General features: G+C 61.4%; 19 protein-coding genes. 9 read left to right on the forward strand and 10 right to left on the reverse strand.

Going from position 1 to position 21,153, the window contains the following annotated elements; genetic code table 11:
* Positions 1-35 precede the first annotated feature (35 nt).
* The 9 genes from FEU76_RS09560 to FEU76_RS09600 all read right to left on the reverse strand — a co-directional run bounded on the left by FEU76_RS09560 (position 36) and on the right by FEU76_RS09600 (position 10,362).
* Positions 36-602: a hypothetical protein gene (locus tag FEU76_RS09560; RefSeq protein WP_039177136.1), complete on the reverse strand. Its 567-nt coding sequence runs from the start codon at positions 600-602 to the stop codon at positions 36-38.
* A gap of 77 nt (positions 603-679) precedes the next feature.
* On the reverse strand, positions 680-1,492 hold the full coding sequence (locus tag FEU76_RS09565; protein WP_144982511.1) for a class I SAM-dependent methyltransferase: 813 nt from the start codon (positions 1,490-1,492) through the stop codon (positions 680-682).
* A 5-nt stretch (positions 1,493-1,497) separates the two neighbouring features.
* A complete protein-coding gene (locus FEU76_RS09570) occupies positions 1,498-3,210 on the reverse strand; it encodes an AMP-binding protein (protein WP_039177131.1) in 1,713 nt (570 codons plus the stop codon).
* Positions 3,211-3,284: 74 nt separating this feature from the next.
* A complete protein-coding gene (locus tag FEU76_RS09575; RefSeq protein ID WP_039177129.1) occupies positions 3,285-4,202 on the reverse strand; it encodes a hydroxymethylglutaryl-CoA lyase in 918 nt (305 codons plus the stop codon).
* Positions 4,203-4,212: 10 nt separating this feature from the next.
* A complete protein-coding gene (locus FEU76_RS09580; RefSeq protein WP_144982514.1) occupies positions 4,213-6,249 on the reverse strand; it encodes an acetyl-CoA carboxylase biotin carboxylase subunit in 2,037 nt (678 codons plus the stop codon).
* Positions 6,246-7,070, reverse strand: a complete 825-nt coding sequence (locus tag FEU76_RS09585; RefSeq protein WP_039177123.1) for an enoyl-CoA hydratase/isomerase family protein — start codon at positions 7,068-7,070, stop codon at positions 6,246-6,248. The genes FEU76_RS09580 and FEU76_RS09585 overlap by 4 nt, the downstream gene beginning before the upstream one ends.
* 10 nt (positions 7,071-7,080) lie before the next feature.
* Positions 7,081-8,688, reverse strand: coding sequence for a carboxyl transferase domain-containing protein (locus FEU76_RS09590; protein ID WP_039177120.1), 1,608 nt, complete (start codon positions 8,686-8,688; stop codon positions 7,081-7,083).
* 22 nt (positions 8,689-8,710) lie between these two features.
* On the reverse strand, positions 8,711-9,880 hold the full coding sequence (locus tag FEU76_RS09595) for an isovaleryl-CoA dehydrogenase (protein WP_096923122.1): 1,170 nt from the start codon (positions 9,878-9,880) through the stop codon (positions 8,711-8,713).
* A 77-nt stretch (positions 9,881-9,957) separates the two neighbouring features.
* Positions 9,958-10,362: a MerR family transcriptional regulator gene (locus tag FEU76_RS09600; protein WP_039177116.1), complete on the reverse strand. Its 405-nt coding sequence runs from the start codon at positions 10,360-10,362 to the stop codon at positions 9,958-9,960.
* Positions 10,363-10,673: 311 nt separating this feature from the next.
* Between FEU76_RS09600 and FEU76_RS09605 the strand changes: the two genes are divergently transcribed.
* The 9 genes from FEU76_RS09605 (at position 10,674) to FEU76_RS09645 (ending at position 19,882) form a co-directional block, all read left to right on the forward strand.
* Positions 10,674-11,462: an ABC transporter ATP-binding protein gene (locus FEU76_RS09605; protein ID WP_039177114.1), complete on the forward strand. Its 789-nt coding sequence runs from the start codon at positions 10,674-10,676 to the stop codon at positions 11,460-11,462.
* Entirely contained in the window at positions 11,459-12,205 is a 747-nt protein-coding gene (locus FEU76_RS09610) for an ABC transporter ATP-binding protein (protein WP_039177107.1), read from the forward strand. The genes FEU76_RS09605 and FEU76_RS09610 overlap by 4 nt, the downstream gene beginning before the upstream one ends.
* 137 nt (positions 12,206-12,342) lie before the next feature.
* Positions 12,343-13,566 carry an ABC transporter substrate-binding protein gene (locus tag FEU76_RS09615; protein WP_144982516.1) on the forward strand — a complete coding sequence of 408 codons (1,224 nt, stop codon included), beginning with the start codon at positions 12,343-12,345 and terminating at the stop codon, positions 13,564-13,566.
* 65 nt (positions 13,567-13,631) lie between these two features.
* Positions 13,632-14,519: a branched-chain amino acid ABC transporter permease gene (locus FEU76_RS09620; RefSeq protein ID WP_039177102.1), complete on the forward strand. Its 888-nt coding sequence runs from the start codon at positions 13,632-13,634 to the stop codon at positions 14,517-14,519.
* A 2-nt stretch (positions 14,520-14,521) separates the two neighbouring features.
* Positions 14,522-15,523 (forward strand): branched-chain amino acid ABC transporter permease, encoded by a 1,002-nt coding sequence (locus FEU76_RS09625; RefSeq protein ID WP_039177099.1) that lies wholly within the window; start codon positions 14,522-14,524, stop codon positions 15,521-15,523.
* Positions 15,524-15,784: 261 nt separating this feature from the next.
* Positions 15,785-16,939, forward strand: coding sequence for an acyl-CoA dehydrogenase family protein (locus FEU76_RS09630; RefSeq protein WP_144982519.1), 1,155 nt, complete (start codon positions 15,785-15,787; stop codon positions 16,937-16,939).
* A 31-nt stretch (positions 16,940-16,970) separates the two neighbouring features.
* Positions 16,971-18,086 carry an enoyl-CoA hydratase/isomerase family protein gene (locus FEU76_RS09635; protein WP_144982522.1) on the forward strand — a complete coding sequence of 372 codons (1,116 nt, stop codon included), beginning with the start codon at positions 16,971-16,973 and terminating at the stop codon, positions 18,084-18,086.
* Positions 18,087-18,152: 66 nt separating this feature from the next.
* Positions 18,153-19,049: a 3-hydroxyisobutyrate dehydrogenase gene (gene mmsB, locus FEU76_RS09640; RefSeq protein WP_144982525.1), complete on the forward strand. Its 897-nt coding sequence runs from the start codon at positions 18,153-18,155 to the stop codon at positions 19,047-19,049.
* Between the two features lie 206 nt (positions 19,050-19,255).
* Positions 19,256-19,882, forward strand: a complete 627-nt coding sequence (locus FEU76_RS09645) for a glutathione S-transferase family protein (protein WP_039177085.1) — start codon at positions 19,256-19,258, stop codon at positions 19,880-19,882.
* Between the two features lie 134 nt (positions 19,883-20,016).
* Here the strand turns inward: FEU76_RS09645 and FEU76_RS09650 are convergent, their stop codons facing one another.
* Positions 20,017-20,937: a ketopantoate reductase family protein gene (locus tag FEU76_RS09650; RefSeq protein WP_144982528.1), complete on the reverse strand. Its 921-nt coding sequence runs from the start codon at positions 20,935-20,937 to the stop codon at positions 20,017-20,019.
* Positions 20,938-21,153 lie beyond the last annotated feature (216 nt).

Consider the following 21,153-nt stretch of genomic DNA (forward strand, 5'->3'; position numbering starts at 1 on the left):
AGAGACATCTCGGCTGGCAGCATCGAAAACTGGGATTAAAACGGCAGGTGTAGCGAAGCGCTGAGCATATTGAGGTGGCTGAGCGTGGGTGCATCGATACGCTCGTACTCGAAACGGCTGATCAACCGGTTGATGGTCATGGTGGCGCCGAAGCCTTGCAGTAGCGCCGTGCCGCCATCATCGGCCTGGGGCTGGTACGCTTCACCACGCCACTCGGTGAAGCCGGACTTGGCATAAATGCTGACGGCGCCCATGCGCACGCCTGCCACCAAGGCGCCACCCAGGCTCAGGGTGTCCATGAGCAGCGGGTTCATCTGGGAAGTAATGGGGACTTCTTCACTTTCGCGATAGGCGATCTCGGCACCGATATCCAGCCGGGGCAGCCGTTCGGGGCTGAAGCCCGCGGTCAGCCGAAAGCCGGTGGTGTTGGTGTCCAGGCTGCTCAGGTCGCTGCCTTCCAGCACCACGCCGTTATCCAGCCGAATCCACTCACCGTCGGGGGCCGCATAGGCAAGCAGTGCCGTATCGTCATTTGCCAGGGCAGTGGCGAAGGGCGCGGCGCTCACCAGCGTCAGGAACAGGGTGCTTGCCAGGCGGTTCATTGGCGTTCCTCTTGTCCTTGATCGTGACCTTGTCGTTATGCGTGATTGTCGCCATTTATCGAGCCAACCGTTACAGGTTAGCAACGGGCGCTGATTTCCACCACGTTAATTGCCTGTTGAGCGAGATTTTCCAGCAGGTGCTTGCCCATGGTCAGGAAGCGCTCGCCAAATACCCACTGGGGCGAGACGACCGCAGGCTGGGCGGTCTGCTCCTTTTGGCGTTGACGCTGGCGCCAGGCCAGGGCGGTCTGGCTCCAATCCTCGTGGTGTTGCAAGGTGAAGCCTTGCCGTTGCAGCAGGGTAGTCAGTGCTTCCAGGCTGAGCAGGTGTGAATGTTCGGGCCCTTCCGCCCAGGGCACGGGGTAGCGCAGCGCCGCCTGGTTCGGGCCGCCCACCACTTCGTGCATCACCAGCTGCCCGCCGGGGCGCAGCACTCGGCGGCACTGGGCCAGTACTTTTTCCGGGTCAGGCATGTTCATCAGGCTGTGTTGAAACACCACCGCATCGAAGCTCGCGTCGGTAAACGGCAGAGCGCTGGCATTTCCCGTCACCCAGCGCAATTTTCCGCCCATGGGGGTGGGGGTGAGTTGGCTGATGGCCCGGTTGAGCGCGCTGAAGCGGTGGGTGATATCCAGCCCGGTCATGTGCAGGCCCATGGCCGCGCCCTGGCGCATCAGCCCGCCCAGCCCGGCACCGATGTCCAGCACCTCGCTTTGCGGCTCAATCAGGGCCAACAGCCTGGCCGAGGCGGCCAGGCCACCGATATGCAGTTGGTCCAGTGGCGCGAGCTGGTGCAGCGTCGGACCCTCAGGATAATGGCTGCGCAACTGCTGGAGGATCTCCTGGTCGCGCAGCCCCTGATCGTAGTGATGCGCCAGGGGCTTTGCCATGGCGGCTACTTCTGCTCGTCCAGGCCCAGCTCTTCTATCGAGATTTCGCGCATCTTGAATTTCTGGATCTTGCCGGTGACGGTCATGGGGAACGCATCCACGAACTTGAAGTAGCGTGGGATCTTGAAGTGGGTGATCTTGCCCTTGCAGTATTCGCGCAGGTCTTCACCGGTGATCTCGCCCGCGGTGGCGTTGAGCTTCACCCAGGCGATCAGCTCTTCGCCATACTTCTTGTCGGGCACGCCGGTGACCTGGACTTCGGAAATGGCCGGGTGGGCGTACAGAAACTCTTCGATCTCTTTCGGGTAGACGTTTTCACCGCCGCGAATCACCATGTCCTTGATCCGTCCCACGATCTGGATGTAGCCCTGGTCATCCATGGTGGCCAGGTCGCCGGTGTGCATCCAGCCTGCCTCGTCGATGGCTTCGGCGGTGGCTTTGTCGTTGTTCCAGTACTTGAGCATCACGCTATATCCACGGGTGCACAGCTCGCCGATTTCACCACGGGGCAGAATGCCGCCATTGCCGGGGTCGACGATCTTGCTTTCCAGGTGGGGCTGGGTGCGGCCCACGGTGGAAACGCGCTTGTCGATGGTGTCGTTGGCGCCGGTCTGTGTCGACACCGGGCTGGTCTCGGTCATGCCGTAGGCAATCTGCACGCCCTTCATGTTCATCTTGTCGATGACCTGCTTCATGATTTCGGCAGGGCAGATGGAGCCAGCCATGATCCCGGTACGCAGCGACGAAAAGTCGGTCGACGCGAAGTCGGGGTGTTCGAGCTCGGCAATGAACATGGTGGGTACACCGTAGAGGGCGGTGGCTTTCTGCTCATGGACGGCTTTCAGGACTTTACCGGGGTCGAAGCCTTCGTCCGGGTAGATCATGGCGGCCCCATGGGTCATGCAGCCCAGGTTGCCCATGACCATGCCGAAGCAGTGGTAGAGCGGCACGGGGATCACCAGCCGGTCGGCGCTGGTAAAGCCCATGCTCTCTGCCACGAAAAAGCCGTTGTTGAGAATGTTGTGGTGGGAGAGCGTGGCACCCTTGGGAAACCCCGTGGTGCCGGAGGTGTATTGAATGTTGATCGGGTCGTCGAACTGCAGGGTGGCCTGCAGGTCGTCCACTTCGGTCTGGCTGACGGTGTCGGCCTGGCCAATGAAGTCGGCCCAGCGCCACATGCCGCTGTGCTTTTCGTCGCTGAGGTTGATGATGCACTGCAGCTGCGGCAGCTTATGGGCGTTCAGCGCCCCTTCGGCGCAGTGGTTCAGCTCGGGGGCCAGCTCGTACAGCATGGCGGTGTAGTTGGAGCTCTTGAACTGGTGGGCGGTGATCAAAAAGCGTGCACCGGATTGGTTGAGCGCGTACTCCAGCTCGTGGGTACGGTAAGAGGGGTTGATGTTGACCAGAATGGCACCGATCTTGGCGGTGGCAAACTGGCTCAGCGTCCACTCGCTGCAGTTGGGTGCCCAGATGCCGACCCGGTCGCCTTTCTTGACCCCCATGGCAAGCAGGGCCCGAGCGCAGCGATTCACCTCCCGCTGCAGTTCTCGGTAGCTCCAGTGAATGTTCTGGTGCAGCGCGATCAACGCGTCGTTGTCCGGGTATTGGGCGGCAATCTGGTCGAACTTGTCGCCAATGGTCATGCCCAGCAAGGGTTTGTCGGCGGTGCTGCTGGTGTAGCTGGGCAGGGCGCTGGAAAGCGGTGCAGATGATGCCATGGTGAGTCTCTCCGAAATCTTTTTGTTGTCTGAACGGGAAGTGAAGCGTTTTTAATTATTAGGGCCGGGCCGTACTAGCCGGGAGTGCGCTGTGTGCACCCTCTGGCCAGCGCCACTTTGGCGCTGGGTTGGCGGCCCAACTGCCGCGTGATCCAGTCGCCGGTGTCGATCACCGCTTGCAGGTCGATGCCGGTCTCGATGCCGAGTCCTTGCAGCAGGTACAGCACGTCTTCCATGGCCACGTTGCCGGAAGCGCCCTTGGCATAGGGGCAGCCACCGAGGCCTGCCGTGGCGGCGTCGATGACGCTGACGCCCTCTTCAAGTACGGCGTACAGGTTGGCGATGGCCATGCCGTAAGTGTCATGGAAGTGCGCGGCCAGCCGTTCGATGGGCACGTGTTGGGCGGTGGCTTCGATCATGCGCTTGGCGGCCAGCGGCGTACCGGTACCGATGGTGTCCCCGAGGGAAATCTCGTAACAGCCCATGTCGTAGAGCGCTTTCGCCACCTCGGCGACTTTCTGCGGGGCGATGTCCCCTTCGTAGGGGCACCCCAGCACGCAGGATACGTAGCCACGCACTCGCACGCCTGCCTCGTTGGCCCGCGCGAGCACTGGCTCAAAGCGTGCCAGCGACTCGGTGATCGAGCAGTTGATGTTCTTCTGCGAGAACGCTTCCGAGGCGGCGCCAAACACGGCGACCTCCTCGACGCCCACGTCCAGAGCGCCTTCCAGCCCCTTCAGGTTTGGCGTGAGGGCGGAATACACCACGCCGGGCTGGCGCTTGAGGCCGCGCATCACCTCGGCGGCATCGCCCATCTGCGGTACCCACTTGGGAGAAACGAAGCTGGCGGCTTCGATATGCCGCAGGCCGGCCGCTGCCAGGCGCTCGATCAGCGCGATCTTGGTGGCAGTGGGCACCAGGGTGCCCGGTTCGTTCTGCAGCCCGTCTCGAGGGGCCATTTCAAACAGCTTGATAGCCGTAGGCAGTGCCATGGAGAAGCTCCTATTCGCTGGGGGCAAAGTCGAGCAGCACGTCACCCTGGCTGACCGTGTCGCCTGCCTGGAAGTGGAACGTGGCCACGCTGCCGTGGGTCGGTGCCGTCATGGTGTGCTCCATTTTCATGGCCTCCATGACCATCAAGGGCATGCCTTTTTCTACCGTGGTGCCGGGTTCGACAAGCAGCGCCACGACGGTGCCGTGCATGGGGGCGGTAAGGGTCGCCTCGGTTTCCTGATGGCCGTGGTCGATGGCGTCGATACGCTGCCAGAGCAGGCGGGTTTCGCCGCTGGGTTCGGCCATCACGACGACATTGCCATCCCGGTAGGCCTGCAGGCGACGACGATGGCCGTCGAGGGTCACCGCCACCGCATCGCCTGCCAGCGGTTGCAGGCTGGCGCTGAGCGTGTGCTCGCCGATGGTCAGCTGCCACTGGGCGTCCAGGTTCGTGCGTTTGCCCTCCACCACGACCAGGCTGTCACTCTCCGAGCCTTGTGCCGCGCTGGGGTCGCACAGCGTGATGCGGATGGTATGCGGGGCATTGAGCCGGAAGCCGTCGTGGCGGTCCCAGGGCGAGTCGCTTTCGCACTCCTGAGCCAGCTGGTGCAGCCCGATCAGCGCAGCGCTGGCATAGTCCTGCGTGGTGTAGCGGCGTGGCGCGAATAGCGTCGATTCGTTGCGTTCGATGAAGCGCGTGTCCAGCTCGACGTTCTTGAAGCCGGGGTGATTGGCCAGTCGCTGCAGGAAGGCGCGGTTGGTCACCACCCCCTGCACATCCAGCGCGGCCAGCGCCCGGTTCAAGGTAGCCAGCGCTGCGTCGCGGTCGACACCGTGCACGATCAGCTTGGCCAGCATGGGGTCGTAGTGCATCGACACGCGATCGCCGCTCTCCACGCCGCTGTCCAGGCGCACCTGGTCGGCGGCCAGGCCCGCGCCTTCGGTGTCCAGTTCGAAGCGGGACAGCAGGCCGGTGGCAGGCAAGAAGTCCTGCTCTGGGTCCTCGGCGTAGAGCCTCGCCTCGAAGCTGTGACCTGTGATGGTCAGCTCGTCCTGACGACAGGGCAGCGGCTCGCCCATGGCGACTCTCAATTGCCACTCCACCAGATCCTGGCCGGTGATCATCTCGGTGACGGGGTGCTCCACCTGCAGGCGGGTGTTCATCTCCATGAAGTAGAACGAGCCGTCGGCGTCCAGAAGGAACTCCACCGTGCCCGCGCCCACGTAGCCGATCTCCTTGGCAGCGCGTACGGCGGCGTCGCCCATGGCGGCGCGCAGCTCGGGCGTCATGCCGGGGGCAGGGGCTTCTTCGATGACTTTCTGGTGGCGACGCTGCACGCTGCAGTCGCGCTCGAAGAGGTACACGCCTTGGCCGTAGCGGTCACAAAAGACCTGTACCTCTACATGGCGGGGCTGCACCAGATACTTTTCGATCAGCATGCGGTCGTCGCCAAAGGCGGCTTTCGATTCCCGGCGGCAGCCGTCCAGCGCCGCCTTGAAGCCTTCACCGCTTTCGACCACGCGCATGCCCTTGCCGCCGCCGCCTGCGCTGGCTTTCAGCATCACCGGGTAGCCGATTTTGTCGGCCTCGGCGCGCAGCAGGGCGTCATCCTGGTCGTCGCCATGATAGCCCGGTACCAGCGGCACCCCCGCGTTGGCCATGCGTGCCTTGGCCGCCGATTTGTCGCCCATGGCGGCAATGGCGGAAGCGGGCGGGCCAACGAAGGTAATACCGGCCTGTTCCAGCGCTTTGACGAAGGTGCCGTTTTCGGACAGAAAGCCGTAACCGGGGTGAATGGCGCCGGTGCCGGTGCGTTGGGCGGCGTCGATCACTGCTTCGATGTTCAGGTAGCTTTCCCGGGCGGCCGCCGGGCCAAGACGCACGGCCTCGTCGGCTTCCCGCATATGGCGGGCGGTGGCATCGGCATCCGAGTAGACCGCCACGGTTTTCAGCCCCAGACGGCGGGCGGTGCGCATCACGCGGCAGGCAATTTCACCCCGGTTGGCTACCAGTAGGGTATCGAAGGGGGTCGGGGTAGGCGTCATGAGCGTGGCTCCGCGGCGTGTTGGTGTTCTTCGGGGGATGTCCAGGCGGGGCGGCGCTTGTCGAAAAAGCTGGCCAGGCCCTCCTGGCCTTCTTCACTGACCCGCAGCTGGGCGATGACCTGGCAGGTGTGCTCGCGGGTGGCATCCGAATCCGGGGCCTGGGCCACGCTGGCCAGCAGGGCTTTGGTTGCCCGCTGCGCCTGAGGAGAGCCCTTTGCCAGGGTGTCGATCATGGTATCGATGGCGTGATCCAGCGCATCGTGTTCGACTACCTGGTGGGCGAGCCCCAGCTGCAGCGCGGTAGGGGCATCCATGATTTCGGCGCTCAGCGCGTAGCGGCGCATCTGCCGTTGGCCAAGGGCGCGCTGGACGTAAGGGCTGATCACGGCCGGTGACAGGCCGATATTGACCTCCGACAGGCAAAACCGAGCCTTCTCGGAAGCGATGACGATGTCGCAGCAGGCGGCAAGCCCGACCGCGCCACCGAACGCGGCGCCCTGAACGCGGCACAGGGTGGGGCAGGGCAGCGTGTCCAGGCCGTGCATCAGCGCCGCCAGCTTGCGTGAATCGGCCAGGTTGTCGGCCAGGTCGTAATCGACCATGCGCTTCATCCAGTTCAGGTCCGCACCGGCCGAAAAGCTCTTGCCCTCGGAGCCGAGGACCACTACGCGCACGTCGCCTGCGCTGGCCAGATCGTGCAGGGTTTCCAGATGACCGTTCAGTTCGGCGATCAAGCGATCGTCAAAGGCGTTGTGCACCTCTGGACGGTTCAAGGTCAGCCGGGCGACACCCGATTCGATAACCAGGGTTGAGTAAGCCATGTGATGCCCCTTACATCCGGAACACGCCGAAGCGCGTCTCTTTGATTTCTGCGTTCATGGCGGCGGCCAACGAGAGACCCAGCACGTCGCGGGTTTGCAGCGGGTCGATGACTCCGTCATCCCACAGGCGCGCGCTGGCGTAGTAGGGGTGGCCCTGGTGCTCGTACTGGTCGCGGGTGGGCTGTTTGAAGGCCTCTTCGTCTGCCTTGCTCCATTCCCGGCCTTCACGTTCGTACTGCTCGCGCTTCACCTGGGAAAGTACGCCTGCTGCCTGCTCGCCGCCCATCACGGAAATACGCGCATTGGGCCACATGAACAGCAGATTGGGGTCGTAGGCTCGGCCACACATGCCGTAGTTGCCAGCACCGAAGCTGCCGCCAATCAGCACGGTGTACTTCGGTACGTTGGCGCAGGCTACGGCGGTGACCAGCTTGGCGCCGTGCTTGGCGATGCCTTCGTGCTCGTATTTGGAGCCCACCATGAAGCCGGTGATGTTCTGCAGGAAGACCAGCGGAATCTTGCGCTGGGCACACAGTTCGATGAAGTGCGCGCCTTTCACGGCGCTTTCCGAAAACAGCACGCCGTTGTTGGCGACGATACCCACCGGGTAGCCGTGGATATGCGCAAAGCCGGTCACCAGGGTGTCGCCGTAGTAGCGCTTGAACTCATCGAAATCAGAGCCATCGACGATACGGCCGATCACTTCGCGCACGTCGTAAGGTTTTTTCAGATCGGTGCCGACGATGCCGTACAGCTCTGCGGGGTCGAGTCTTGGCGGCCTGGGGGGTTGCATGGCGAGCTGGCCACGCTTTTGCCAGTTGAGCCGGGACACGCAGGCCCGTGCCAGCTGCAGCGCATGGGCGTCGTTTTCGGCATAGTGGTCGGCCACGCCGCTGATGCGGGTATGCACATCGGCGCCGCCCAGGTCTTCGGCGCTGATGTTTTCCCCGGTCGCTGCTTTGACCAGCGGTGGGCCGCCCAAAAAGATCGTCCCCTGCTCCTTGACGATGATGGACTCGTCCGCCATGGCGGGTACATAAGCACCGCCTGCGGTGCAGGAGCCCATGACCACCGCGATTTGCGGGATACCCTCGGCAGAGAGCGTGGCCTGGTTGTAGAAAATCCGGCCGAAGTGGTCGCGGTCGGGGAAGACCTCGTCCTGGCGGGGCAGGAAAGCCCCGCCGGAATCGACCAGGTAGATGCACGGCAGGCGGTGCTTGCGAGCCACTTCCTGGGCGCGCAGGTGCTTTTTCACCGTCAGCGGGAAATAGGTGCCGCCCTTGACCGTGGCATCGTTGGCCACGATCACGCACTCCACCCCCGATACCCGGCCAATCCCGGTGACCACCCCGGCGGCGGGCACGTCGCTGTCGTAAACGTGATGGGCTGCCAGCGCAGAAAATTCCAGAAACGGCGAGCCTTCATCGATCAAGTGGTCGATACGGTCACGTACGAACAGCTTGCCACGGCTTTCGTGGCGGGTGCGGGCGTTGGCGCCGCCGCCCTGGGCGATGGCCGCGGTCAGCTCACGCAGCTTGTTCACTTCCCCCAGCATGGCGGCCTCGTTGGCCTGAAAAACATCGCTGCGCGGGTTGATCTGTGTCGAGAGTGTGCTCATGGCGCAAACCTTCCTGAGTCGATTAATGGCTTTCGGTGAAGAGTTCGCGACCAATCAGCATGCGGCGAATTTCGCTGGTACCGGCGCCAATTTCGTAGAGCTTCGCATCGCGCAGCAGGCGGCCGGTGGGATATTCGTTGATGTAGCCATTGCCGCCCAGCAGTTGAATGGCGTCCAGCGCGACCTGGGTGGCCTTTTCAGCACAATACAGAATCACCCCGGCGGCATCCTTGCGCGAGGTCTGGCCCCGGTCGCAGGCGCTGGCCACGGCATACAGGTAAGCGCGGCAAGCGTTCAGCGTGGTGTACATGTCGGCCACTTTGCCCTGTACCAGCTGGAACTCGCCGATGGATTGGTTGAACTGCTTGCGCTCGTGGATATAGGGAATGACCACGTCCATGGCGGCCTGCATGATGCCGATGGGGCCGGCGGCCAGCACGGTGCGCTCGTAATCCAGTCCGCTCATCAATACCCGCACGCCCTTGCCTACCTCGCCCAGCACGTTCTCGGCGGGCACGCGGCAGTCCTGAAACACCAGCTCGCAGGTGTTGGAGCCGCGCATACCCAGCTTGTCGAGCTTCTGGGCGGTGGAGAAGCCGGGCATGCCTTTCTCGATGATGAACGCGGTGATGCCCTTGGAGCCTGCTTCCGGGTCGGTCTTGGCGTAGACCACCAGCACGTCGGCATCGGGGCCGTTGGTGATCCACATCTTGTTGCCGTTGAGCACGTAGTGGTCGCCATCTTCCTTGGCGCGCAGCTGCATCGACACTACATCGGAACCGGCACCCGGCTCCGACATGGCCAGCGCGCCTACGTGCTCACCGCTGATCAGTTTGGGCAGGTATTTGGCTTTCTGCTCGGCGGAGGCGTTGATCTTCAATTGGTTGACGCACAGGTTGGAGTGCGCGCCATAAGAGAGGGCCACCGACGCACTGGCACGGGAGATCTCTTCCATGGCAATGCAGTGCGCCAGATAGCCCATGCCGCTACCGCCATCCTCTTCCGGGACGGTAATGCCCAGCAGCCCCATGTCACCAAACTTCTGCCACAGGTCGTTGGGGAACTCGTTGTTACGGTCGATCTCGGCGGCTCTGGGCGCTATTTCGCTGGCGGCAAACGCATTGACCTGTTCGCGCAGCATGTTCAGCTCGTCGTCGAGGCCAAAATTCAGTTCTGTGTAGTGGGAAAACATGCTCAATCACCTTGTCGTCGTTGCTTGTTGATTGTTAATTGTTAATGGACCGTGTCTGCTGGCGGTATTCGAGCGGCTTATTTGGAAGTGGCCGGGTGCTTCTCGTTCAACTCTTCCAGCGCCTGGCGGCAGCGGATTTCTGCACTCTCCAGCTCCAGTTGCACCATGGTGATGTCTTTCATCTGCTGCTCCAGCGCGGCCTTGCGTTCGCCGATCTTGCTGAGCATCAGGTGCAACTGCTTTTCGCTGCCGCTGCGCGTTTCGTCCCACAGCTCGAACAGTTCGCGAATCTCAGCCAGTGAAAAGCCTAGCCGTTTGCCGCGCAGGGTCAGCTTCAGGCGTACGCGGTCCTTGCTGCTGTAAATGCGTGTTTGCCCACGGCGAGAAGGGTGCAGCAGCTCCTGGTCTTCATAAAAACGGATGCTGCGAGTGGTGACATCGAACTCGCTGGCCAACTCGCTGATCGTGTAGGTTTTGCTCATGATCGTTATTCTCGTCGATAGGGGGATGTCCCTATGGAACACTGACCATGAGGCTAAAACAAGTTTACGTTAACGTAAAGTAGCGAGTGGCTATCGTTGGTAAGCGTTTAAAATTTGCAAGCTGTTGAAATTTGTTGGTTTCAGCGTTTTCAAGCGCTGCGCTATCGTGGTGCGTAGACCAAAGTTGTAATTGTAATACCCGGTACTGGGTTGCTAGTTTGCACCTACAGCTTACGTTCAGGTAAGGATGCGTTGTCGGTTACTCCGCCGCGCTTCCCACCCTACAAGAATAACAAGAGGCGTCCTACCTCATGCGTGCAGATGAAGTGACCCAGAGGCCAGTGCTCGAAACGCGAGGGCTGACCAAAGAGTTTCGCGGCTTTACGGCCGTGGATAACGTCAACCTACAGGTGCAGGAAGGGCATATCCACGCCCTGATCGGCCCCAATGGTGCCGGCAAAACCACGGTGTTCAACCTGCTCACCAAGTTCCTGCCTCCAACGCGCGGTGAGATTCTCTACCGTGGCCAGCCGATTACCAGCAAGAAATCCAATGAAATTGCCCAGCTGGGCCTGGTGCGCTCGTTTCAGATTTCGGCGGTGTTTGCGCACATGACGGCGCTGGAAAACGTGCGTGTTGCGCTGCAGCGCCAGTTGGGCACGTCGTTTCATTTCTGGAAGTCCGAAAAAACGCTGGATCACCTCAATGATCGTGCCCTGGCCTTGTTGGATGAAGTGGGGCTGCGTGAGTATGCCGATACATTGACGGTCGAAATGCCCTATGGCCGCAAGCGCGCCTTGGAGGTGGCGACTACTCTGGCGCTGGACCCCAGCATGATGCTGCTGGACGAGCCTACCCAGGGCATGGGTGCCGAAGACGTGGACCGCATCGTGGCGTTGATCAAGCGCGTTTCCCAGGGACGTACCGTGCTGATGGTGGAGCATAACCTGAGCGTGGTCAGCCGCTTGTGTGACCGCATTACGGTATTGGCCCGAGGCGCGGTACTGGCGGAAGGCGACTACGATAGCGTTTCCCGCAACCCGCTGGTACGTGAAGCCTATATGGGCAGCGAAGCTGCCAGTGAGGAGGCCGCCGTATGAAGACTGCAGAAGCCCTCGAACATCCGGTCGCAGAGACTCAAAGCCTGGAAATGCTCCGTGTGCAGGACCTGCACGCCTTCTATGGCGAGTCGCATATCCTTCATGGGGTCAATTTCAACGTCAAGCGGGGCGAGCTGGTGACGCTGCTGGGTCGCAACGGTGCAGGGCGTAGTACCACGCTAAAGGCCATCATGAACATGGTGGGGCGCCGCACCGGCTCCATCGTCATCAATGGCAGCGAAACCCTGCGCATGAAGCCTCACCATATTCCTCGTCTGGGTATTGGCTATTGCCCTGAAGAGCGCGGCATCTTTGCCAGCCTGGACGTGCACGAAAACCTGCTGCTGCCGCCCACGGTGCGCTCCGGTGGAATGAGCCTGGATGAGATCTATGCCATGTTCCCCAACCTGTACGAGCGGCGCAAGAGTCAGGGAACCCGACTCTCTGGCGGTGAACAGCAGATGCTGGCCATGGCGCGCATTCTGCGCACCGGTGCGCGGCTGCTGCTGCTCGACGAGATTACCGAAGGCCTGGCCCCGGTCATCGTGCAGAAGCTGGGCGAAGTGCTGGTGCAGCTGAAAGAGCGGGGCATGACCATCGTACTGGTCGAGCAGAACTTCCGTTTTGCCGCGCCGCTGGCCGACCGCCATTTCGTCATGGATCACGGCCAGATCGTCGAGGAGATCACGGCGGCGCAGCTGCCTTCGCGCCGCGAGCACTTGAACAGCATGCTGGGGGTATAGACACCGCACACAACGCATCCTTTGATTGCACTGCTCACGCTTCACTCAAACACAAGCACAACCACAACCATTGAACGTCCGCATCACCACAGCGTCCGCATCACAACAACAAAGGCCCCAAGGGCCAGGAGACGAACATGATCTTTACCAAGAAAACGCTGGCCGCCAGCATTGCCGTGGCTGCCACTGCCAGCATGATGGCGTCTGCCGCCCAAGCCGAGATCAGCGACGGCGAAGTGCGCATTGGCTATCTGGCCGATATGTCGGGCACCTACCGAGATCTGGCGGGCCCGGGCGGTCAAACGGCCATGGAAATGGCCGTGGCCGACTTCGGCGGTAGCGTCAACGGTGCCCCCATCGTGATTTTCAGCGCCGACGACCGCAATAGTGCGGACGTTGGCGCCAACACCGTGCGCGAGTGGATCGATCAGCGCAACGTGGACATGGTGGGCGGTCTGGTGGCTTCGTCGGTGACCATTGCGGTCACCAAGGTGCTGGAAGAGAACAACGGCCTGGGGATCGTGTCCGGGTCGGCAGCCTCCAGTATCACCAACGAGCACTGTACCCCCAACCATATTCATTGGGTCTACGACACCTATCCCCTGGCCAACGGTACCGCCAAGGCGGTCGTCGAGCAGGGCGGCGATACCTGGTTCATGCTGACCGCTGACTACGCTTTTGGTCATGCTCTGGAAGGCGACGTGACCCGAGTGGTGGCCGTCAATGGCGGTGAAGTGGTGGGCGGTGTCCGCCATCCGTTCCCCACCAGCGACTTCTCCTCCTACATTCTTCAGGCTCAGGGGTCCGGTGCCAAGATCGTGGGCCTGGCGAACGCCGGGGCAGACACCGTGAATGCCATCACCACGGCAAGCCAGTTCGGCCTGACCCAAAGCGGCCAGCAACTGGCGGGTCTGTTGATCTTCCTCAACGACGTGCACGCGCTGGGTCTGGAAGCCACCCAAGGGCTGCTGCTGACCACTGGCTGGTACTGGGACATGGACGACGAGTCGCGTGAGTGGGCCGAGCGTTACTACGATCAAGTGGGTCGCATGCCGACCATGGTTCAGGCCGGTATCTACTCCAGCACCATGCATTACCTCAAGGCCGTAGAAGCCGCTGGTACCGATGACCCGGAGACCGTTCGTGCGCAAATGGCCGAGATGCCGGTAGAGGACTTCTTTGCCCGCAATGGCCGTATTCGTGAAGATGGCCGCATGGTTCACGACATGTACCTGGCTCAGGTGAAAACGCCGGAAGAGTCTTCCGGTGAGTGGGACTTGTACAACATCCTCAGCACCATTCCCGCCGAAGAAGCCTACCGCCCGCTCTCTGAAAGCCAGTGCTCGCTGGTGAACAACTGATCGGCACATCACGCTGAACAGCACCAGGCGGGCAGCCCCCGCCTGGTGACAAGGAGAATCACACCATGACGATGATATTCGGCGTGCCACTGGCCGTCTTCATGGGCCAGCTAACGCTTGGGCTTGTGAATGGAGCCTTTTATGCGCTGCTTAGCTTGGGCCTGGCGGTTATCTTCGGGCTACTGAAGATCGTCAACTTTGCCCATGGGGCGCAGTACATGCTGGGCGCCTTCGCGGCGCTGCTGGGCTTTCGCTATCTGGGTATCAACTACTGGCTGGCCCTGGTGCTGGTGCCCGTAGTGGTGGGTGGTTTCGGCATGCTGATGGAGCGGTTTCTGCTGCGTCGCATTGCCCACCTGGACCACCTGTACGGATTGCTGCTGACGTTCGGGTTGGCGCTGATTTTTGAAGGCACTCTGGTGAACTTCTTCGGGGTTTCCGGAGCGCGTTACGCCACCCCGGAGATTCTGCAGGGTGGTCTCAACCTGGGCTTCATGTTCTTGCCCACCTATCGGGCCTGGGTGCTGGTGGCGGCATTGACCATGTGCTTGTTCACCTGGTTCATGATCGAGCGTACACGGCTGGGCGCTTATCTGCGGGCCGGTACTGAAAACTCTCAATTGATGCAGGCGTTTGGCGTCAACGTTCCGCTATTGATCACCTTGACCTACGGGTTCGGCGTGGGCCTGGCGGCCTTTGCCGGAGTGCTGGCGGCACCGCTTTACCCCGTTTCACCTACCATGGGTTCCAGCCTGCTGATCGTGGTGTTTGCGGTGGTGGTCATCGGCGGCATGGGCTCGATTCTGGGCGCTATCGTGACGGGATTGGGCATGGGAGTCATCGAAGGATTGACCAAGGTGTATTACCCAGAAGCCTCCAACACGGTCATTTTCCTGGTCATGATCCTGGTGCTCATGTTACGCCCCGCTGGGCTGTTCGGTAAGGAGGCTTAATCATGGCAACGTCGCATACTTCATCAGCCGTCGCGCTGCCTTCCGCCGTGCAGGAGCGTCAGCGTCGGGCCAGGCTGCGTCGCAATATGTTCTATCTGGCACTCATCGTCGTCGGGCTGGTGGCGCCTTTCGTCGCATACCCCGTGTTCTTGATGAAAATTCTCTGCTTTGCCCTGTTTGCCTGCGCTTTCAACCTGTTGCTGGGGTATGCCGGGCTGCTGTCGTTTGGCCATGCGGCCTTTCTGGCAACGGGCGGTTACGTGACCGGGTATCTGCTGGCCAGTTACCCGGGGCTGACTCCGGAGCTGGGCATACTGGCAGGCACGCTGACCGCTACCCTGTTGGGAGCAGGTTTCGGGCTGCTGGCCATTCGCCGCCAGGGGATCTACTTCGCCATGGTCACGTTGGCGCTGGCTCAGCTGGTGTTCTTCGTGTTCGTGCAGGCCCCCTTTACAGGAGGAGAGGATGGCCTGCATGGGGTACCGAGAGGGCATCTGTTCGGGTTCATCAGCCTGCGCAACAACCTGAGCATGTACTACTTCGTGTTTGCCGTGTTCCTGCTGGGCTTTGCTCTGATTCAGCGCACCGTGCACTCCCCTTATGGGCAGGTGCTCAAAGCCATCCGTGAGAACGAGCCCCGTGCCATCTCGTTGGGCTACAACGTCGATGCCTACAAGCTGCTGGCGTTCGTCCTGTCGGCGGCGCTGGCCGGGCTGGCCGGGGCGACCAAGACCGTGGTGTTCCAGCTGGCGTCGCTTACCGATGCTCACTGGCACATGTCCGGCGAGGTGATTCTGATGACCCTGCTGGGCGGTGTGGGTACGCTGCTCGGGCCGGTAATGGGGGCGGGTCTGGTGGTCAGCCTGCAGCATATTCTGGCCCAATCGCCGCTGGGCAACTGGGTAAGCGTCATCCTGGGCATCATTTTCGTGGTGTGTGTACTGAGTTTTCGCAGCGGTATCGTGGGCGAGCTGGCCAAGATATACCGCAAGAACTTCAAGTAGCGCCCGGGAAGGGCCGAGAAACTGCGTCTGTCTGTGGATTTGGGTGCCCTTGCGGCACCCTTTTTTATGGGTGAGACGGCAGCTGGCTTGAGGGGGCTTGGCTTGGGTCGGGTGGCGTTTCTACGCCAAAGGTCGTGGGGGATTCGGTTGCGCAAATCCGCCTAAAAATATAAGTTAACGTAAACGTCAACGTGACCGATAACGATAATATTCGGCGAGGCTTCTGACTGAACTCAGGGACTCGCCGCAGCGGAGACCGCCATGAATTTTGAGCTGAGTGAAGACCAGGTTGCCTTTGCCGATATGGCGCGTGGGTTTGCCCAGAACGAGCTGGAGCCCAACGCCGCTAAATGGGACGCCGAGGCTTTTTTCCCGGTGGACGTGATTCGCAAGGCAGGCGAGTTGGGGTTCTGCTCCCTGTATGCCCCGGAGCGTGTGGGCGGGCTGGGGCTTTCGCGGCTGGATGCCAGCATCATTTTCGAGCAGCTCTCCATGGGCTGTACCTCCACTACGGCATACCTCACCATCCACAACATGGTGACCTGGATGCTGGCGGATTTCGGCACGCCAGAAGCCGTGGAGCAGTGGGGCGAGCGATTGGCGACCGGTGAGCTGCTGGGCTCCTACTGCCTGACCGAGCCCAACGCGGGCTCCGACGCCGCATCGCTCAAGACCACCGCCCGGCGCGACGGTGAGCATTACGTGCTGAATGGCAGCAAGATGTTCATTTCCGGGGCAGGCAGCACCGATTTCCTGGTGGTAATGGCCCGTACTGGCGGCGAAGGGGCGGGCGGTGTGTCTGCCTTTGCCGTGGATGCCCAGAGTGACGGGATCAGCTACGGCCGCAAGGAAGACAAGATGGGTTGGAATAGCCAGCCCACCCGGATGATTACTTTCGAAGATGTGCGTGTGCCTGCCAGCCACCTGCTGGGTAAGGAAGGCGACGGCTTCAAGATCGCCATGAAGGGGCTGGACGGTGGACGCATCAATATTGCCACCTGCTCGATCGGCACCGCCCAGCAAGCGCTCAACAAAGCCCGTGAATACCTGCTGGAGCGCAAGCAGTTCGGCAAGCGACTGGCCGATTTCCAGGCCCTGCAGTTCCGTTTGGCCGACATGGTGACCGAGCTGGTGGCTGCCCGCCAACTGGTGCGCATGGCCGCGGCCAAGCTGGACGCTGGCCACCCGGATGCCACGGCCTACTGCGCCATGGCCAAGCGGTTTGCCACGGATGTAGGGTTCAAGGTGTGCGATGAAGCCTTGCAGCTTTACGGTGGCAATGGCTACATCAAGGAGTACCCCATGGAGCGCTACGTGCGTGATACCCGCGTACACCGCATTCTGGAAGGCACCAACGAGATCATGCGGCTGATCATATCCCGCCGTGTGCTGGCCGATGGCGCCGCCGAACTGTAGCCCCGGCGCCCGAGCAGATAAGGATGAGGCAATGAGTTGCGTACTGTTTGAAGAGCACACGACCCAGGACGGCCATGTGATCGGCGAGATCACGCTCAACGCCGAGCGTTCGCTGAATGCGCTGACCCTGGAGATGATCGACGCGCTGCTGCCCCGCTTGACCCAGTGGCAGGAGGATGAGCGTGTGGTGGCCATTCTGCTGGACAGCGCAGGCGAAAAAGCCTTCTGTGCAGGGGGCGACGTGGTCAATCTCTACAAGGCCATCACCGGCGATGGTGAGCCGGACTTTCCGGAGCGTTTCTTCGAGCGCGAATATCGGCTCGATTATCTGATGCACACCTTCGCCAAGCCGATCATCTGCTGGGGGCATGGCATCGTGATGGGCGGTGGCATGGGGCTGCTCAGTGCCAGCAGCCACCGTATCGTCACTGAAACGTCGCGGCTGGCCATGCCGGAAGTGACCATTGGCCTGTACCCCGATGTGGGGGCCAGCTGGTTTCTCAATCGCCTGCCCAATGGCACCGGGCGTTTTCTGGCCATGACCGGTGGCCAGATCAATGCCCCCGATGCGCTGCATCTGGGTCTGGCAGATCGAGCAATTGCCAGCCACCACCGTGAGGCGTTGGCCCAGGCGCTGCTGGAAGCCCGCTGGGGAGAGGGGGAGCAAACCGACGCCCATGGCGTGGTCAACCGCGTGTTGCGCGAGTTGGAGCAGGCTTCCCAGGCGGCGTTTGCCGAGCTGGAAGCGCCTGTCTACAAGGCGTCTTCACTGATACGCGAGCTGATGGACCACGATACCGTCGAGCAGCAGGTGGCGGCGGTGCTGGGAGTCGACAGCGACGACCAGTGGTTCAGTAAAGCCCAGCGCACTCTGGCCCATGGCAGCCCGGTCTCTTTGCGGCTGATCGATGAGCAGCTCAAGCGCGCCCGGTACATGTCGCTGGCCGAAGTGTTCCAGTTCGAGCTGGCGCTTTCCGTGCAGTGCTGTCGCCATGAGGAGTTCCCCGAAGGCGTGCGTGCACTACTGGTCGACAAGGATGGCCAGCCGCGCTGGCGTTTTCCGGACGTGGCCGCGGTGCCGCCCAGCTTCATGGAGGAGTTGCTGACATCCCCCTGGGAGACCAGCCCACTGGCGGATCTTCAATAACGCGCGCTGTCTCTTTCGAGAGCGCTATTCAATCGACTGCTGACCAATCTCAACAAGGATAACAACATGACCAGCGTAGCCTTCATCGGCCTGGGTAATATGGGCGGCCCCATGGCAGCCAATCTCGTGAAAGCCGGTTTTCAAGTGCGGGCCTTCGACCTGGCCGCCGAGGCCTTGGAAACCGCCCGTGCCCAGGGCTGTGAGACCGCCGCCACCGCCCAGGCCGCGGCGACCGATGCCGATTTCGTGATTTCCATGCTGCCGGCGGGCAAGCATGTGCGGGGGCTGTACATGGAGGGCGACGCGCCATTGTTCGACGTCATCAAGGCGGGCGCCCTGGTGATCGATTGCTCGACCATCGACGCCGACACCGCGCGTCACGTCGCCGCCGCTGGCGCTGAAAAGGGCATCGGCTTCGTGGATGCGCCAGTCTCCGGTGGCGTGGGCGGTGCCCAGGCGGGCACGCTGACCTTCATCGTGGGCGGTTCGGATGCCCAGTTCGCTCAGGCGCAGCCCGTGCTGCAGGCCATGGGCAAGAACATCTTCCACGCCGGAGACCATGGGGCAGGGCAGGTGGCCAAGGTGTGCAACAACATGCTGCTCTCGATCCTCATGGCAGGCACCTGTGAAGCCATCAACATGGGCGTCAAGAATGGCCTGGACCCCGCCGTGCTGTCGGAAATCATGAAGCAGAGTTCCGGCGGCAACTGGGCGCTCAACGTCTACAACCCCTATCCGGGAGTCATGGAAAACGCTCCCGCCTCCAAAGGTTATCAGGGCGGCTTCCAGGTGGACCTGATGATCAAGGACCTGGGTCTGGCCATGGATGTCAGCCAGCAAAGCGCCGCTGCCATTCCCATGGGCTCCGCCGCCCGAGCGCTGTTCACCTTGCACAAGGCGGGTGGCAACGGCAAACTCGATTTCTCCAGCCTGCTCAAGCTGTATCAGGATAAAAGCGAGTAGTTGAGTGATAAAGAGTGAGGAATGAATAGTGAGGAGTTGGAGTGTGGAGTGAGTGTGGGATTGTGGGGTGGGAGGCAGCTTTAGCTCGCGACCTGTTGTCTAATAAGCCCCTTGACTAAGCCCCTTGACCCGTAAGTGTGCCATTCACCACTCACACCCACCCAAGGCATACTCAACAGCCGATTGAGCCAAACACAAGGACTGCCATGATTACACTTTGGGGCCGCAACAACTCCACCAACGTCAAGAAAGTGCTCTGGGCACTGGAAGAGCTGCAACTGCCGTACGAGCAGATCATGGCAGGCCTGCAACACGGGGTAAACGATACGCCGGAATACCTCGCCATGAACCCCAGTGGCCTGGTACCCCTGCTCAAGGATGACGCCACTCAAAGCCTGCTGTGGGAGTCCAACACCATTCTTCGCTACCTGGCGGCTCAGTACGGCCCCAACCCTTTATGGATCGAGGCACCCGCCCAGCGGGCACGCATGGAAAAGTGGATGGACTGGTCGACCAGCCTGCTCACGCCTGCCCATCGCACCATTCTGATGGGCTATGTACGCACTCCACCCGAGCAGCGCGACAGTCAGGTACTCGATCCCGCCATCGCCACTTGTGAAAAACTTTTCGCTCAACTGGACACCACGTTGAGCCAGCAGCCCTGGTTCTCCGGTGAAGACTTCGGCCTGGCCGATATCGCCATCGCCCCGTTCACCTACAACCTCTTCAACAGCGGTCTCACCTGGTCATCCTACCCCCATCTACAGCGCTGGACAGAGCAGCTCGCCGAACGCCCCGCGTACCGTAAGGTCGTGATGATCCCTGTAACGTGAAGGAAAGGGGGCGCAACTGCCGGGGCGGCTGTCGTCATGCTCAATCAATCTGTTGGCCGTTAGTACAGCACTCACTTTGGGTGCGTTTGTGGGAGGGCGCTTTAGCGCGCGACGATCAAACCACCCAAACCCAATTAAAACTCCGCCTCCAGCAACGCCAGCTCCTGATCCAACCCTTTCAACACCTCACACCACAACCCATGCCGTTCCGCGCTCTCAATCAACGGCCCCAAAATAGCGCTGCGCTCGGTAAGCCGCCTCGCCTCCACATCCTGCAACATCGAAGCCTTGTTATTTGCGGTGTTTTCTACCACCTGCCACACCAGCGCCAGCCAAGCGGCTTTCCCTTCATCACCGTTTGGCGGTGCAATACCTTCTTTTTCTAGAATCGTCGCCACTTCCTCTACCACAGCTATCACACGGCCTGAGTAGGCATCGCCGCGCAGCGCTCCGTTACGCACGCCATGCAGGGCTACCAACGGGTTGATTGCCGCGTTCACCGCTAATTTCTGCCATAGGCGGCTGCGAATATCACCTACCGCCGTGGCGGTAAATCCGGCGTTACTCAGCAGTGCTGCCAGGGTGGTCGCTAATGCTGTGTGCTGATTGTCCAAATCCCCGACAAACGTAGGCCCGCGACCAGCGTGGACGACACGATCATCGCCGGTTACATAAGCGCCTTGCGTGGTCGTCGCACACAGCACCGGGCCGTGCCATGTTTGGCTGATGCGCGGCTGGGCATAAAAACCGTTTTGCCATAGCACCAGGGGAGTTGAGGGGGGCAGTACGCAGGCGACACTCGCCAGCGCCGCCTCGGCAACCATCGCTTTGGTGGTGATGTGCACGAAAGCTGGCGGTGCCGCCGCACCAAGCGCCAAACGTTCAGCGGTGAACGAAGGCAAGTGTTGCGCATGTGTTTCGCCTTCCGGCGTGGTCAGTATTTGCTGCCCAGGCAGTGGGCGACGGCCAATGACGGCCACCTCAGCAAGCGGTGCCAGTGAATGTGCCAACAAGCGGCCAATGGCCCCGGGGCCAAGAATCCAGTGGGTGTTCATGGTACAAGCCGTTATCGAGGGTGTGTGTCAAGCTTATCGTGTTGAGACTCAGGTAGCTCGCATAGTGGATGGACGAACGCTGGAAACGTGGAAACCTCGTCTAATCTTATGCGCGGCAAGCAGTGTATCGTAAGCCCAAACCGCAGGAGCAGTAGGGGAGCCTGCATCGTGATTTCGTGAGCCATTTTGGCCGATACATGCACGTATCGGCCCACA

The organism is Halomonas sp. C22 (assembly GCF_007655045.1).
Taxonomy (GTDB): domain Bacteria; phylum Pseudomonadota; class Gammaproteobacteria; order Pseudomonadales; family Halomonadaceae; genus Vreelandella; species Vreelandella hamiltonii.

Coding starts and splice junctions, on each gene's coding strand:
- FEU76_RS09560 (WP_039177136.1), bottom strand. CDS start 602: ATGAACCGCCTGGCAAGCACCCTGTTCCTGACGCTGGTGAGCGCCGCG.
- FEU76_RS09565 (WP_144982511.1), bottom strand. CDS start 1,492: ATGGCAAAGCCCCTGGCGCATCACTACGATCAGGGGCTGCGCGACCAG.
- FEU76_RS09570 (WP_039177131.1), bottom strand. CDS start 3,210: ATGGCATCATCTGCACCGCTTTCCAGCGCCCTGCCCAGCTACACCAGC.
- FEU76_RS09575 (WP_039177129.1), bottom strand. CDS start 4,202: ATGGCACTGCCTACGGCTATCAAGCTGTTTGAAATGGCCCCTCGAGAC.
- FEU76_RS09580 (WP_144982514.1), bottom strand. CDS start 6,249: ATGACGCCTACCCCGACCCCCTTCGATACCCTACTGGTAGCCAACCGG.
- FEU76_RS09585 (WP_039177123.1), bottom strand. CDS start 7,070: ATGGCTTACTCAACCCTGGTTATCGAATCGGGTGTCGCCCGGCTGACC.
- FEU76_RS09590 (WP_039177120.1), bottom strand. CDS start 8,688: ATGAGCACACTCTCGACACAGATCAACCCGCGCAGCGATGTTTTTCAG.
- FEU76_RS09595 (WP_096923122.1), bottom strand. CDS start 9,880: ATGTTTTCCCACTACACAGAACTGAATTTTGGCCTCGACGACGAGCTG.
- FEU76_RS09600 (WP_039177116.1), bottom strand. CDS start 10,362: ATGAGCAAAACCTACACGATCAGCGAGTTGGCCAGCGAGTTCGATGTC.
- FEU76_RS09605 (WP_039177114.1), top strand. CDS start 10,674: ATGCGTGCAGATGAAGTGACCCAGAGGCCAGTGCTCGAAACGCGAGGG.
- FEU76_RS09610 (WP_039177107.1), top strand. CDS start 11,459: ATGAAGACTGCAGAAGCCCTCGAACATCCGGTCGCAGAGACTCAAAGC.
- FEU76_RS09615 (WP_144982516.1), top strand. CDS start 12,343: ATGATCTTTACCAAGAAAACGCTGGCCGCCAGCATTGCCGTGGCTGCC.
- FEU76_RS09620 (WP_039177102.1), top strand. CDS start 13,632: ATGACGATGATATTCGGCGTGCCACTGGCCGTCTTCATGGGCCAGCTA.
- FEU76_RS09625 (WP_039177099.1), top strand. CDS start 14,522: ATGGCAACGTCGCATACTTCATCAGCCGTCGCGCTGCCTTCCGCCGTG.
- FEU76_RS09630 (WP_144982519.1), top strand. CDS start 15,785: ATGAATTTTGAGCTGAGTGAAGACCAGGTTGCCTTTGCCGATATGGCG.
- FEU76_RS09635 (WP_144982522.1), top strand. CDS start 16,971: ATGAGTTGCGTACTGTTTGAAGAGCACACGACCCAGGACGGCCATGTG.
- mmsB (WP_144982525.1), top strand. CDS start 18,153: ATGACCAGCGTAGCCTTCATCGGCCTGGGTAATATGGGCGGCCCCATG.
- FEU76_RS09645 (WP_039177085.1), top strand. CDS start 19,256: ATGATTACACTTTGGGGCCGCAACAACTCCACCAACGTCAAGAAAGTG.
- FEU76_RS09650 (WP_144982528.1), bottom strand. CDS start 20,937: ATGAACACCCACTGGATTCTTGGCCCCGGGGCCATTGGCCGCTTGTTG.